Raw genomic sequence first — 12,645 nt, 5'->3', positions numbered from 1 at the left:
TAATGAGCTTTTTTATTTCTGATGCGGTAGCGGCAACGGGTGCACCGGCGCAAGGTAGCCCGATGTCTTTGATTTTGATGCTGGTGGTATTCGGTCTGATTTTCTATTTCATGATCCTGCGTCCACAGCAGAAGCGCACCAAAGAACACAAAAAGCTGATGGACTCCATTGCCAAAGGTGATGAAGTTCTGACGAACGGTGGCCTGGTTGGTCGCGTAACCAAAGTAGCGGAAAACGGCTACATTGCTATCGCGCTGAATGACACCACTGAAGTAGTTATTAAACGTGACTTCGTAGCTGCCGTCCTGCCGAAAGGCACCATGAAGGCGCTGTAATTAAAATTTTTCCCTAAGGGAATTGCCGTGTTAAACCGTTATCCTTTGTGGAAGTACGTCATGCTGATCGTGGTGATTGTCATCGGTCTGCTGTATGCGCTTCCCAACCTGTTTGGTGAGGATCCGGCTGTTCAGATCACTGGTGCGCGCGGAGTCGCCGCCAGTGAGCAAACGCTGATCCAGGTCCAGAAAACGTTACAAGAAGAAAAAATAACTGCTAAGTCTGTGGCACTGGAAGAGGGCGCTATTCTTGCGCGCTTCGACTCCACTGACACCCAGCTGCGCGCTCGTGAAGCATTAATGGGCGTTATGGGTGACAAATACGTCGTGGCGCTTAACCTTGCCCCGGCAACGCCGCGCTGGCTGGCAGCTATTCACGCTGAGCCGATGAAGCTCGGCCTTGACCTGCGTGGCGGCGTTCACTTCCTGATGGAAGTGGATATGGACACCGCGCTTGGCAAACTCCAGGAACAAAATATCGATAGCCTGCGCAGCGACCTGCGCGAAAAGGGCATCCCGTATACCACCGTTCGTAAAGAAAACAACTACGGCCTGAGCATCACTTTCCGCGATGCTAAAGCTCGTGATGAAGCCATTGCGTATCTGAGCAAGCGTCATCCGGACCTGGTGATTAGTAGCCAGGGCAGCAACCAGCTGCGTGCGGTAATGAGCGATGCTCGCCTGAGTGAAGCGCGTGAATATGCGGTGCAGCAGAACATTAATATCCTGCGTAACCGTGTAAACCAACTTGGTGTGGCGGAGCCGGTGGTTCAGCGTCAGGGTGCTGACCGTATCGTTGTTGAACTGCCAGGTATTCAGGACACCGCGCGTGCGAAAGAGATTCTGGGTGCGACGGCAACGCTGGAATTCCGTCTGGTAAACACCAACGTTGATCAGGCCGCTGCGGCATCCGGTCGCGTACCGGGCGACTCTGAAGTGAAACAGACCCGCGAAGGTCAGCCGGTTGTGCTGTACAAACGCGTAATTCTGACCGGTGACCATATCACCGACTCCACTTCCAGCCAGGACGAATACAACCAGCCGCAGGTTAACATTTCGCTCGACAGCGCAGGTGGCAACATTATGTCTAACTTCACCAAGGACAACATCGGCAAACCGATGGCGACCCTGTTTGTGGAGTACAAAGACAGCGGCAAGAAAGATGCTAACGGTCGTGCGGTTCTGGTGAAACAGGAAGAGGTGATTAACATCGCTAACATCCAGTCTCGTCTGGGTAACAGCTTCCGTATCACCGGTATTAACAACCCGAACGAAGCCCGTCAGCTTTCACTTTTGCTGCGTGCCGGTGCGTTGATCGCGCCGATTCAGATTGTTGAAGAACGTACCATTGGCCCGACTCTGGGTATGCAGAACATTGAACAGGGGCTGGAGGCTTGCCTTGCCGGTCTGCTGGTTTCTATTCTGTTCATGATCATCTTCTATAAGAAGTTTGGTCTGATTGCGACCAGTGCTCTGATTGCCAACTTGATCTTGATTGTCGGCATTATGTCGCTGTTGCCAGGCGCAACGCTGAGTATGCCAGGTATCGCGGGTATCGTCTTAACCCTTGCGGTAGCGGTCGACGCGAACGTACTGATCAACGAACGTATTAAAGAAGAGTTGAGCAACGGACGTACTGTTCAACAGGCAATTGATGAAGGTTATCGTGGCGCATTCAGTTCCATCTTCGATGCGAACATCACCACGCTGATTAAAGTCATCATCCTGTACGCAGTGGGTACCGGGGCAATTAAAGGGTTCGCGATTACTACCGGTATCGGTGTGGCGACGTCGATGTTTACCGCGATTGTCGGTACGCGTGCCATCGTAAACCTGCTATATGGCGGCAAGCGCGTCAAGAAGCTGTCAATCTGAGGAGTGCGATGTGGCACAGGAATATACTGTTGAACAACTAAACCACGGCCGTAAAGTCTATGACTTTATGCGCTGGGACTACTGGGCTTTCGGCATCTCTGGTCTGCTGTTAATCGCCGCTATCGTTATTATGGGCGTGCGCGGCTTTAACTGGGGGCTGGATTTCACCGGTGGTACGGTTATTGAAATTACGCTCGAAAAACCGGCTGAAATTGACGTAATGCGTGATGCATTGCAAAAAGCCGGTTTTGAAGAGCCGATGCTGCAAAACTTTGGTAGCAGCCACGACATCATGGTCCGTATGCCGCCTGCTGAAGGCGAAACCGGCGGTCAGGTGCTGGGCAGCCAGGTTCTGAAGGTGATTAACGAATCCACCAATCAGAATGCGGCAGTGAAGCGTATTGAGTTCGTCGGTCCGAGCGTGGGGGCAGACCTTGCGCAAACCGGTGCGATGGCGTTGATGGCGGCGCTGCTGTCTATCCTCGTGTACGTAGGTTTCCGCTTTGAGTGGCGACTGGCGGCAGGGGTTGTTATTGCGCTGGCGCACGACGTTATCATTACGCTGGGTATTTTGTCGTTATTCCATATCGAGATTGACCTGACCATTGTGGCATCGTTGATGTCTGTTATCGGTTACTCGCTTAACGACAGTATCGTGGTATCGGACCGTATTCGTGAAAACTTCCGCAAGATCCGTCGCGGTACGCCTTACGAAATCTTTAACGTGTCCTTGACCCAGACGCTGCACCGTACCTTGATCACATCCGGTACTACCTTGATGGTTATCCTGATGCTGTACCTCTTCGGTGGTCCGGTACTGGAAGGCTTCTCGCTGACCATGCTGATTGGTGTTTCCATCGGTACTGCATCTTCCATCTACGTAGCATCGGCACTGGCTCTGAAACTGGGTATGAAGCGCGAACACATGCTGCAGCAGAAAGTGGAAAAAGAAGGGGCGGATCAGCCGTCAATTCTGCCGTAATCAAGTTCCCGTTGATGTTGAAAATCCCGGTCAGAAGATCGGGATTTTTTTTGATGTATGGAGATTGCGAAAATCCCCGCATCTTGGGAAACTGCGCGTAACCCTACATTTCATCCAGGTAACTTTTCATGGCTATCATCCCAAAAAACTATGCGCGCTTAGAAAGCGGCTATCGCGAAAAAGCATTAAAAATCTATCCGTGGGTCTGCGGTCGCTGTTCCCGCGAGTTTGTTTATTCCAACCTGCGTGAACTTACCGTTCACCACATTGATCACGACCATACCAATAACCCGGAAGATGGCAGTAACTGGGAATTGCTTTGTCTCTATTGCCACGATCATGAGCATTCGAAATATACCGAAGCGGATCAGTATGGTACGACCGTTATCGCAGGGGAAGATGCGCAGAAAGATGTCGGTGAAGCGAAGTACAACCCATTCGCTGACCTGAAAGCGATGATGAACAAGAAGAAGTGATAAAAAATGCCGGATATGAAATCCGGCATTCTCACAATTAGAAGTTGTAACCTACTACCAGGTAACCACCCCAGCCGGTAGAGCGAACGTTGAAGTTGCCGTTGCCGAAGTTCAGTTCTGCATCGTCGTTCCACTGACCACCGTCGTGCCAGTAACGAGCTACGACAGAGTAGTGCCAATGATCGTAGTTCAGAGCCAGAATATGGCTGGAAGCGATAGAGTTATTAGTACGGGTCTTAATACCGTTGATTGCGTTACCGCTGTCATCCCCTAAATCGGAACCCCAGTCGAAGTTGGTGAAGCCGATGTAGCTCAGCTGACCGCCCCACAGATCGGTAATCGGCACAAAGTATTTAATTTTGAAACGGTAACCGTCCCACTCGTTTTCGTTCGCTGCGCCATAGTTCTGCCACTGGTATTTCGCATAGACGTTCATGGACAGGCTCATCGGCAGACCAGTATCGATGTCGGTACCCAGACCCATGTACCAGGTGCTCTGGCGACCATCTTTATTACGACCCATGTCGTAAATGTAGTTGTTCGCGAAGTACCACTCTTTGAACGGACCGAAGCTAAGGTCAGTATTGGTCAGTTTGTCGATGGAGAAACGCGGTTCGATTTCCATAAACAGCGGAGAACCGTGGTTCCAGATACCTTTTGCATCGGAGTTACCGCCGAAGAATACCGGCGCATCCGCATAACCATAGAAGTCGAACCAGTCTTTTTTAGCGAATGCTTCGTACTCAAGGTAGGTATCGTTGCGGATCTGCGGTCCGAAACGGGTGTGATAGCTTCCGACAACGTTAACGCTCTGGTGCCACCAGTCGGAAAGATACTGCGGTTTGTCGTTTTCAGCTGCGTTGACAGTAAAAGACGAAGAGAGCGCCAGTACCGCACCGGCTGCCAGTAATGTTTTTTTCATATGTATGCCACTGTTTGAAAATCCCTTGCGGGAGTGAAAAAGGCGCAAATTGCGTTTCTAAATATTTCGTATACAGAGGAGCCTATTATAAAAATCATTGCTCACAAAAATATGTTTCGTTTCACAGTTCTATCATTTACGTAATCGATTGCGTTCACGTTTACACACATTCGGGCGGGGATTGTACTGACTTTCACCCTTGTTGCAAACTTTTACTATCAATCCAGGTGATGTAAGCGGAGTAACAATATGACGGGAAAAGATGTTGCGGGACGCACAAAATCGCCCCGCAATACGTTTACTGCATAACAGGTTGAATGTCGTGGATACGTACAAAGCCTAACTGATCCACAGAAATACCCTTTAACTGTAACGGAATATCAACATCGCTGGGGACGAGGACGCTGGCAGGGGCGTTAATCAATTGATTCTGCACATTGATTTCCTGAAAGTTGTCTATTGTTCCCTGAATTTGCCCATATTCAACAGTTCCGCTGAATGCGGGCAAGGGATCATTCGACTCGCCCTGAATACGTAGCGTCAGGGTGGTGCCATCTGTATCAGGCGTAATATTCACCAGCGACATACGTAAAGTACCGATCTGGCTTTCCAGTCTTGCTGGTGTTTTTGCTCCAGGCAGAAGGTAAACCCCACTGCTGGATTTTGCATTCAGCCTGTTTTGCTGAGTGATTTTGACCGTTTCTTTATTGAGTTGCGTCATCTCCTGGTTCAGCGTGCTGACGCTGTGTTTCATCTGTCGCACTTCGCTTTGCTGCACACAGGCGCTAAGGCTGAATAGGCTTCCCAGCAGGAGCAGTCGAAAAACGTTAGTATTCATAGGTCGTCCCTTTCTCGTCGCAATTAGCCTAATGGTAGAGGGTAAAAGCAGCGAAAGCATCGATCCTTTATCTCAAAAGCGTTGCGCCTTTGTTGTATCGTCAGTTCAGGGTAAAATAGATTTCTGTTAACCACCTGGTCAGGACGCCGTATGCATTGCCCATTCTGTTTCGCCGTGGACACTAAGGTAATTGACTCTCGTCTCGTGGGCGAGGGTTCATCCGTACGCCGCCGTCGGCAGTGTCTGGTGTGTAATGAACGTTTCACCACCTTTGAAGTGGCGGAGCTGGTTATGCCGCGTGTTGTAAAAAGCAACGACGTGCGTGAACCGTTTAATGAAGAGAAATTGCGCAGCGGAATGCTGCGGGCGCTGGAAAAACGTCCGGTGAGTTCCGATGACGTCGAAATGGCAATCAATCATATTAAATCGCAGCTGCGCGCCACCGGTGAGCGCGAAGTGCCGAGCAAGATGATTGGCAATCTGGTGATGGAGCAATTGAAAAAGCTCGATAAAGTCGCCTATATCCGTTTTGCCTCTGTCTACCGCAGTTTCGAAGATATCAAAGAATTTGGCGAAGAGATCGCGCGCCTGGAGGACTAAGCCGTGCAGGACGAGTATTACATGGCGCGGGCGCTAAAGCTGGCGCAACGAGGACGTTTTACCACCCACCCCAACCCGAATGTCGGGTGCGTCATTGTCAAAGATGGCGAAATTGTCGGTGAAGGTTACCACCAACGAGCGGGTGAACCACATGCCGAAGTACACGCATTGCGAATGGCGGGTGAAAAAGCCAAAGGTGCGACCGCCTATGTCACACTCGAACCCTGTAGCCATCATGGTCGTACGCCACCATGCTGTGACGCACTCATCGCCGCTGGCGTAGCGCGCGTGGTTGCAGCGATGCAGGACCCCAATCCGCAGGTTGCTGGACGTGGACTTTACCGTCTGCAACAGGCTGGCATTGACGTCAGCCACGGGCTGATGATGAGTGAAGCCGAGCAATTGAATAAAGGCTTTCTCAAACGGATGCGCACCGGCTTTCCTTATATTCAATTAAAACTTGGCGCATCGCTTGATGGTCGCACGGCGATGGCGAGCGGCGAAAGCCAGTGGATCACTTCGCCTCAGGCGAGGCGCGACGTACAACGACTGCGCGCACAAAGTCATGCCATTTTAACCAGCAGCGCCACGGTGCTGGCGGATGATCCAGCCTTAACAGTGCGTTGGTCTGAACTGGATGAACAAACTCAGGCGCTCTATCCGCAACAAAATCTCCGTCAGCCGATACGTATTGTGATTGATAGCCAAAATCGCGTGACGCCGGAACATCGCATTGTGCAGCAGCCCGGCGAAACCTGGTTCGCGCGTACTCAGGATGATTCTCGTGAGTGGCCGGAAACGGTGCGTACCTTGCTGATTCCAGAGCATAAAGGTCATCTGGATCTGGTTGTACTGATGATGCAACTGGGTAAACAGCAAATTAACAGCATCTGGGTGGAAGCGGGGCCAACGCTCGCTGGCGCATTGCTACAGGCGGGGTTAGTCGATGAGCTGATTGTCTATATCGCACCTAAACTATTAGGCAGCGACGCCCGTGGATTATGCTCGCTGCCAGGGCTTGAGAAATTAGCCGACGCCCCCCAATTTAAATTCAAAGAGATACGTCATGTAGGCCCGGATGTTTGCCTGCATTTAGTGGGTGCATGATCTCCCGGCTCGAAAGGGAAGCAGCGCACGAAATATTATGCTAAAATCCGCCCCCCTGCGGGGCCATACTCGAACCCGAAGGAAGAAAATGAACATTATTGAAGCTAACGTTGCTACCCCGGACGCTCGCGTCGCCATCACCATCGCGCGTTTCAACAACTTTATCAATGACAGCCTGCTGGAAGGTGCAATTGACGCACTGAAACGTATCGGTCAGGTAAAAGATGAAAACATTACCGTTGTTTGGGTGCCTGGTGCCTATGAGCTGCCGCTGGCGGCGGGTGCACTGGCTAAAACCGGTAAATACGACGCGGTGATTGCGCTGGGTACGGTTATTCGTGGTGGCACTGCCCACTTTGAATATGTCGCTGGTGGTGCAAGCAACGGCCTGGCGCATGTTGCCCAGGACAGCGAAATTCCGGTTGCTTTTGGTGTTCTGACCACTGAAAGCATTGAACAAGCGATCGAACGTGCTGGCACCAAAGCTGGCAACAAAGGTGCAGAAGCTGCACTGACCGCGCTTGAAATGATTAATGTATTGAAAGCCATCAAGGCCTGAAATTAGTAAGGGGAAATCCGTGAAACCTGCTGCTCGTCGCCGCGCTCGTGAGTGTGCCGTCCAGGCGCTCTACTCCTGGCAGTTGTCCCAGAACGACATCGCTGATGTTGAATACCAGTTCCTGGCTGAACAGGATGTAAAAGACGTTGACGTCCTGTACTTCCGTGAGCTGCTGGCCGGGGTGGCGACTAACACCGCATACCTCGACGGACTGATGAAGCCATACCTGTCCCGCCTGCTGGAAGAACTGGGCCAGGTAGAAAAAGCAGTACTGCGCATTGCGCTGTACGAGCTGTCTAAACGTAGCGATGTGCCATACAAAGTGGCCATTAACGAAGCGATCGAACTGGCGAAATCGTTCGGCGCAGAAGACAGCCATAAGTTCGTCAACGGCGTACTCGATAAAGCAGCACCTGTGATTCGCCCTAACAAAAAGTGATATCCAGGCCGGTAGATTCACGGAAGACCGTTCCGCGATCGCCGGCCTTTTCTTTTTTACCTGCTGAGGCATAACGTATGGCATGTGGCGAGTTCTCCCTGATTGCCCGTTATTTTGACCGTGTAAGAAGTTCTCGTCTTGATGTCGAACTGGGCATTGGCGACGATTGCGCACTTCTCAATATCCCCGAGAAGCAGACCCTGGCGATCAGCACTGATACGCTGGTGGCGGGCAACCACTTCCTCCCTGATATCGATCCTGCTGATCTGGCGTATAAAGCACTGGCGGTGAACCTAAGCGATCTGGCAGCGATGGGGGCCGATCCGGCCTGGCTGACGCTGGCATTAACCTTACCGGACGTCGACGAAGCGTGGCTTGAGTCCTTCAGCGACAGTTTGTTTGATCTTCTCAATTATTACGATATGCAACTCATTGGCGGCGATACCACGCGTGGGCCATTATCAATGACGCTGGGTATCCACGGCTTTGTTCCGATGGGACGAGCCTTAACGCGCGCTGGGGCGAAACCGGGTGACTGGATCTATGTGACCGGTACACCGGGCGATAGCGCCGCCGGGCTGGCGATTTTGCAAAACCGTTTGCAGGTTGCCGATGCTAAAGATGCGGACTACTTGATCAAACGTCATCTCCGTCCATCGCCGCGTATTTTACAGGGGCAGGCACTGCGCGATCTGGCAAATTCAGCTATCGATCTCTCTGACGGTCTGATTTCCGATCTCGGGCATATCGTGAAAGCCAGCGACTGCGGCGCACGTATTGACCTGGCATTGCTGCCGTTTTCTGATGCGCTTTCTCGCCATGTTGAACCTGAACAGGCGTTGCGCTGGGCGCTCTCTGGCGGTGAAGATTACGAGTTGTGTTTCACGGTGCCGGAACTGAACCGTGGCGCGCTGGATGTGGCTCTCGGACACCTGGGCGTACCGTTTACCTGTATCGGGCAAATGACCGCCGATATCGAAGGGCTTTGTTTTATTCGTGACGGCGAACCTGTCACGTTAGACTGGAAAGGATATGACCATTTTGCCACGCCATAAAGATGTCGCGAAAAGTCGCCTGAAGATGAGTAATCCGTGGCATCTGCTTGCTGTCGGATTCGGAAGTGGATTAAGCCCAATCGTTCCTGGCACGATGGGATCGCTGGCGGCGATTCCGTTCTGGTATCTGATGACCTTTTTGCCCTGGCAGCTCTATTCGCTGGTGGTGATGCTGGGGATCTGTATCGGCGTCTATCTTTGTCATCAAACGGCGAAAGACATGGGCGTGCACGATCACGGCAGCATTGTCTGGGACGAATTTATCGGTATGTGGATCACGCTCATGGCGCTGCCGACCAATGACTGGCAGTGGGTTGCCGCCGGGTTTGTGATTTTCCGTATCCTGGATATGTGGAAGCCGTGGCCGATCCGTTGGTTTGATCGCAATGTACATGGCGGCATGGGGATCATGATCGACGATATTGTCGCCGGGGTGATTTCCGCAGGCATCCTGTACTTTATCGGTCATCACTGGCCGCTGGGTATTCTGTCGTAGTTGTGCACCGATGCCTGATGTGACGCTTGTCACGTCTCATCAGGCCTGCATACCTATTTAAATCCTACTACCGGATGCGGTTTATACGGCGTTTCCAGTTCAGCAATCTGTTCCGGCTTTAAAGTGATATCCACCGCGTTCAGCAGCTCATCAAGCTGTTCTTCCCGCGAAGTTCCGATAATCGGTGCGGCAATGCCCGGTTTACTCAACAACCAGGCCAGCGCAACTTGTGCTCGTGTTGCACCAAGTTCTTCACTGACGCCCGTTAAGCGTTCTGCAATTTGTGCGTCATTTTCATCGCTTTCTTGGTAGAGATTTTTCCCCACTTCATCCGACACCAGCCGTGCGGTGGTTTCTCCCCAAGGACGCGTCAGACGGCCCCGCGCCAGCGGGCTCCATGGAATCACCGCCACGCCTTCCTGATAACACAGCGGCAGCATCTCGCGCTCTTCTTCACGATAAATCAGATTGTAGTGATCCTGCATACTGACAAACTGCGCCCAGCCGTGCTGTTTTTGTAGTTCCAGTGCTTGAGCAAACTGCGAAGCGTGCATGGATGACGCGCCGATATAACGCGCTTTCCCGGCTTTTACCACGTCGTTGAGGGCTTCCAGCGTCTCTTCGATCGGCGTGTTGTAATCCCAGCGATGAATTTGCAGGATATCGACATAATCCATGCCGAGACGGCGCAGGCTGTCGTCAATAGAACGTAGAATTTGCGCACGGGATAATCCTTCCGGTAAATCACCAACGCGATGGAACACTTTGGTGGCAACGACCACGTCTTCACGACGGGCAAAATCCCGCAGTGCGCGACCGACGATCTCTTCGCTGCTGCCATCGGAATAGCTATTGGCGGTATCAAAGAAATTTATGCCGCCTTCCAGTGCGCGTTTAATGATGGGACGGCTGCTCTCTTCCGGCAGTGTCCATGCGTGATTACCGCGATCTGGCTCGCCAAAGGTCATACAGCCGAGGCAAAGTCGGGAAACGCGAAGGTCGGTTTTTCCTAAGGGGTTGTATTGCATGCTGCCACTCCTGCCATGAATAATTTCTTAAGCATAGCAGGAGTAGAGTAGGGATTATGCCAGCCAGGCTTTGATTTTGGCTTCCATACCAGTGGCATCGAGGCCGAGTTCGGCGCGCATTTCTTCCTGAGTTCCTTGTGGAATAAAGAAGTCCGGCAGGCCAATGTTCAGTACGGGTACTGGTTTACGATGGGCCATCAACACTTCGTTCACGCCGCTGCCTGCACCGCCCATAATGGCGTTTTCTTCTACGGTAACCAGCGCTTCATGGCTGGCGGCCATTTCCAGAATTAACGCTTCATCAAGCGGTTTCACGAAACGCATATCGACCAGCGTAGCGTTCAGCGATTCAGCGACTTTCGCCGCTTCTGGCATCAGCGTACCAAAGTTAAGGATCGCCAGTTTCTCACCACGACGCTTCACAATGCCTTTGCCAATTGGCAGTTTTTCCAGCGGCGTCAGTTCCACGCCAACCGCGTTGCCGCGCGGGTAGCGCACCGCGGACGGGCCATCGTTATAGTGATAACCGGTATAGAGCATCTGGCGACATTCGTTTTCATCGCTCGGGGTCATAATGACCATTTCCGGTATGCAGCGCAGGTAAGAGAGATCAAAAGCGCCCTGGTGGGTTTGACCGTCAGCACCAACAATGCCCGCGCGGTCGATGGCGAACAGGACCGGAAGCTTTTGAATCGCCACGTCATGCAGCACCTGATCATAGGCGCGTTGCAGGAAGGTGGAGTAGATCGCGACAATGGGTTTGTAGCCTCCAATCGCCAGACCCGCAGCAAAGGTCACTGCGTGTTGCTCGGCAATTGCCACGTCGAAATAGCGATCCGGGAATTTACGTGAATACTCGACCATGCCGGAACCTTCACGCATCGCTGGAGTAATCGCCATCAGCTTGTTATCTTTCGCTGCGGTTTCGCACAACCAGTCGCCAAAGATTTTTGAATAGCTTGGTAAACCGCCGCTACTTTTCGGCAGGCAACCGCTGGAGGGATCAAATTTAGGCACGGCGTGGAAGGTGATTGGGTCTTTTTCTGCCGGTTCATAACCACGACCTTTTTTAGTCATGATATGCAGGAACTGCGGGCCTTTCAGGTCGCGCATGTTCTTAAGCGTGGTGATAAGCCCCAGCACATCGTGACCGTCCACCGGGCCGATGTAGTTAAAGCCCAGCTCTTCAAACAACGTGCCAGGCACTACCATGCCTTTAATATGTTCTTCGGTGCGTTTGAGCAGCTCTTTAATGGGGGGCACGCCAGAGAAAACTTTTTTCCCGCCTTCGCGCAGTGAAGAGTAAAGCTTACCGGAAAGCAGTTGCGCCAGATGGTTGTTGAGCGCGCCAACATTTTCGGAAATCGACATTTCATTGTCGTTGAGAACCACCAGCATATCAGGACGGATATCGCCCGCGTGATTCATCGCTTCAAACGCCATGCCAGCGGTAATCGCGCCATCGCCAATGACACAGACGGTACGGCGATTTTTGCCTTCTTTCTCGGCAGCAACCGCAATACCAATTCCGGCACTGATGGAGGTTGATGAATGCCCGACGCTTAATACGTCATATTCGCTTTCGCCGCGCCACGGGAACGGGTGCAGGCCACCCTTCTGACGGATGGTGCCGATTTTGTCGCGGCGTCCGGTCAAAATTTTATGCGGATAAGCCTGATGCCCTACATCCCAAATCAATTGGTCAAACGGGGTGTTGTAGACATAGTGCAGCGCCACGGTCAGTTCGACCGTGCCCAGCCCGGAGGCGAAGTGCCCGCTGGAACGGCTCACGCTGTCGAGTAAATAGCGGCGTAGTTCGTCGCAGAGTTTCGGTAAACTCTCTTTCGGCAACAGTCGTAACTCCTGGGTGGAGTCGACCAGTGCCAGGGTCGGGTATTTGGCAATATCAAAACTCATCAGGGGCCTATTAATA

The 12,645-nt window shown here is 52.2% G+C and carries 14 protein-coding genes; 10 read left to right on the top strand and 4 right to left on the bottom strand.

Annotated elements, in window-relative coordinates; genetic code table 11:
* Positions 1-2: 2 nt before the first annotated feature.
* The 4 genes from yajC (at position 3) to yajD (ending at position 3,668) form a co-directional block, all read left to right on the top strand.
* Entirely contained in the window at positions 3-335 is a 333-nt protein-coding gene (gene yajC, locus ACJHX7_RS10235; protein WP_000007629.1) for a preprotein translocase subunit YajC, read from the top strand.
* Between the two features lie 27 nt (positions 336-362).
* The gene (secD, locus tag ACJHX7_RS10230) at positions 363-2,210 is read left to right on the top strand and encodes a protein translocase subunit SecD (RefSeq protein WP_000934822.1); all 1,848 of its coding nucleotides are present in this window, start codon (positions 363-365) and stop codon (positions 2,208-2,210) included.
* Between the two features lie 10 nt (positions 2,211-2,220).
* Positions 2,221-3,192 carry a protein translocase subunit SecF gene (secF, locus tag ACJHX7_RS10225; RefSeq protein WP_000046637.1) on the top strand — a complete coding sequence of 324 codons (972 nt, stop codon included), beginning with the start codon at positions 2,221-2,223 and terminating at the stop codon, positions 3,190-3,192.
* Positions 3,193-3,320: 128 nt separating this feature from the next.
* Positions 3,321-3,668, top strand: a complete 348-nt coding sequence (gene yajD / locus ACJHX7_RS10220; protein ID WP_000974813.1) for an HNH nuclease YajD — start codon at positions 3,321-3,323, stop codon at positions 3,666-3,668.
* A gap of 37 nt (positions 3,669-3,705) precedes the next feature.
* Here yajD and tsx read toward each other — a convergent pair whose 3' ends face one another.
* Both tsx and ACJHX7_RS10210 read right to left on the bottom strand, forming a co-directional pair.
* Positions 3,706-4,590 (bottom strand): nucleoside-specific channel-forming protein Tsx, encoded by an 885-nt coding sequence (tsx, locus tag ACJHX7_RS10215; protein WP_001295328.1) that lies wholly within the window; start codon positions 4,588-4,590, stop codon positions 3,706-3,708.
* A gap of 298 nt (positions 4,591-4,888) precedes the next feature.
* Positions 4,889-5,428, bottom strand: a complete 540-nt coding sequence (locus tag ACJHX7_RS10210; RefSeq protein WP_094029730.1) for a DUF3251 domain-containing protein — start codon at positions 5,426-5,428, stop codon at positions 4,889-4,891.
* 150 nt (positions 5,429-5,578) lie between these two features.
* Here ACJHX7_RS10210 and nrdR point away from each other — a divergent pair, with 150 nt between their 5' ends.
* The 6 genes from nrdR (at position 5,579) to pgpA (ending at position 9,684) form a co-directional block, all read left to right on the top strand.
* Positions 5,579-6,028: a transcriptional regulator NrdR gene (nrdR, locus tag ACJHX7_RS10205; protein ID WP_000543535.1), complete on the top strand. Its 450-nt coding sequence runs from the start codon at positions 5,579-5,581 to the stop codon at positions 6,026-6,028.
* Between the two features lie 3 nt (positions 6,029-6,031).
* Positions 6,032-7,135 (top strand): bifunctional diaminohydroxyphosphoribosylaminopyrimidine deaminase/5-amino-6-(5-phosphoribosylamino)uracil reductase RibD, encoded by a 1,104-nt coding sequence (ribD, locus tag ACJHX7_RS10200; RefSeq protein ID WP_001150434.1) that lies wholly within the window; start codon positions 6,032-6,034, stop codon positions 7,133-7,135.
* An 88-nt stretch (positions 7,136-7,223) separates the two neighbouring features.
* Positions 7,224-7,694 carry a 6,7-dimethyl-8-ribityllumazine synthase gene (ribE, locus tag ACJHX7_RS10195; protein ID WP_001021161.1) on the top strand — a complete coding sequence of 157 codons (471 nt, stop codon included), beginning with the start codon at positions 7,224-7,226 and terminating at the stop codon, positions 7,692-7,694.
* Between the two features lie 19 nt (positions 7,695-7,713).
* The gene (nusB, locus tag ACJHX7_RS10190; protein WP_000801125.1) at positions 7,714-8,133 is read left to right on the top strand and encodes a transcription antitermination factor NusB; all 420 of its coding nucleotides are present in this window, start codon (positions 7,714-7,716) and stop codon (positions 8,131-8,133) included.
* Between the two features lie 77 nt (positions 8,134-8,210).
* The gene (thiL, locus tag ACJHX7_RS10185; protein ID WP_000742096.1) at positions 8,211-9,188 is read left to right on the top strand and encodes a thiamine-phosphate kinase; all 978 of its coding nucleotides are present in this window, start codon (positions 8,211-8,213) and stop codon (positions 9,186-9,188) included.
* Entirely contained in the window at positions 9,166-9,684 is a 519-nt protein-coding gene (gene pgpA, locus ACJHX7_RS10180) for a phosphatidylglycerophosphatase A (protein ID WP_000154044.1), read from the top strand. The genes thiL and pgpA overlap by 23 nt, the downstream gene beginning before the upstream one ends.
* 53 nt (positions 9,685-9,737) lie before the next feature.
* Here pgpA and yajO read toward each other — a convergent pair whose 3' ends face one another.
* Positions 9,738-10,712, bottom strand: coding sequence for a 1-deoxyxylulose-5-phosphate synthase YajO (yajO, locus tag ACJHX7_RS10175; protein WP_001199804.1), 975 nt, complete (start codon positions 10,710-10,712; stop codon positions 9,738-9,740).
* A gap of 54 nt (positions 10,713-10,766) precedes the next feature.
* Positions 10,767-12,629 (bottom strand): 1-deoxy-D-xylulose-5-phosphate synthase, encoded by a 1,863-nt coding sequence (gene dxs, locus ACJHX7_RS10170; RefSeq protein ID WP_094029729.1) that lies wholly within the window; start codon positions 12,627-12,629, stop codon positions 10,767-10,769.
* Positions 12,630-12,645 lie beyond the last annotated feature (16 nt).

It is taken from the genome of Escherichia sp. WS1451 (assembly GCF_046487365.1).
GTDB classification, from domain to species: domain Bacteria; phylum Pseudomonadota; class Gammaproteobacteria; order Enterobacterales; family Enterobacteriaceae; genus Escherichia; species Escherichia coli.
The sequence above is the reverse complement of the archived record's forward strand: the minus strand, read 5'-3'. Positions and strand labels throughout refer to the sequence as shown.

What these genes read in the sequence shown, in the direction of transcription:
- dxs (WP_094029729.1), bottom strand. Translation starts at nt 12,629, where the DNA reads ATGAGTTTTGATATTGCCAAATACCCGACCCTGGCACTGGTCGACTCC.
- thiL (WP_000742096.1), top strand. Translation starts at nt 8,211, where the DNA reads ATGGCATGTGGCGAGTTCTCCCTGATTGCCCGTTATTTTGACCGTGTA.
- pgpA (WP_000154044.1), top strand. Translation starts at nt 9,166, where the DNA reads ATGACCATTTTGCCACGCCATAAAGATGTCGCGAAAAGTCGCCTGAAG.
- yajO (WP_001199804.1), bottom strand. Translation starts at nt 10,712, where the DNA reads ATGCAATACAACCCCTTAGGAAAAACCGACCTTCGCGTTTCCCGACTT.
- yajC (WP_000007629.1), top strand. Translation starts at nt 3, where the DNA reads ATGAGCTTTTTTATTTCTGATGCGGTAGCGGCAACGGGTGCACCGGCG.
- tsx (WP_001295328.1), bottom strand. Translation starts at nt 4,590, where the DNA reads ATGAAAAAAACATTACTGGCAGCCGGTGCGGTACTGGCGCTCTCTTCG.
- ribE (WP_001021161.1), top strand. Translation starts at nt 7,224, where the DNA reads ATGAACATTATTGAAGCTAACGTTGCTACCCCGGACGCTCGCGTCGCC.
- nrdR (WP_000543535.1), top strand. Translation starts at nt 5,579, where the DNA reads ATGCATTGCCCATTCTGTTTCGCCGTGGACACTAAGGTAATTGACTCT.
- yajD (WP_000974813.1), top strand. Translation starts at nt 3,321, where the DNA reads ATGGCTATCATCCCAAAAAACTATGCGCGCTTAGAAAGCGGCTATCGC.
- ACJHX7_RS10210 (WP_094029730.1), bottom strand. Translation starts at nt 5,428, where the DNA reads ATGAATACTAACGTTTTTCGACTGCTCCTGCTGGGAAGCCTATTCAGC.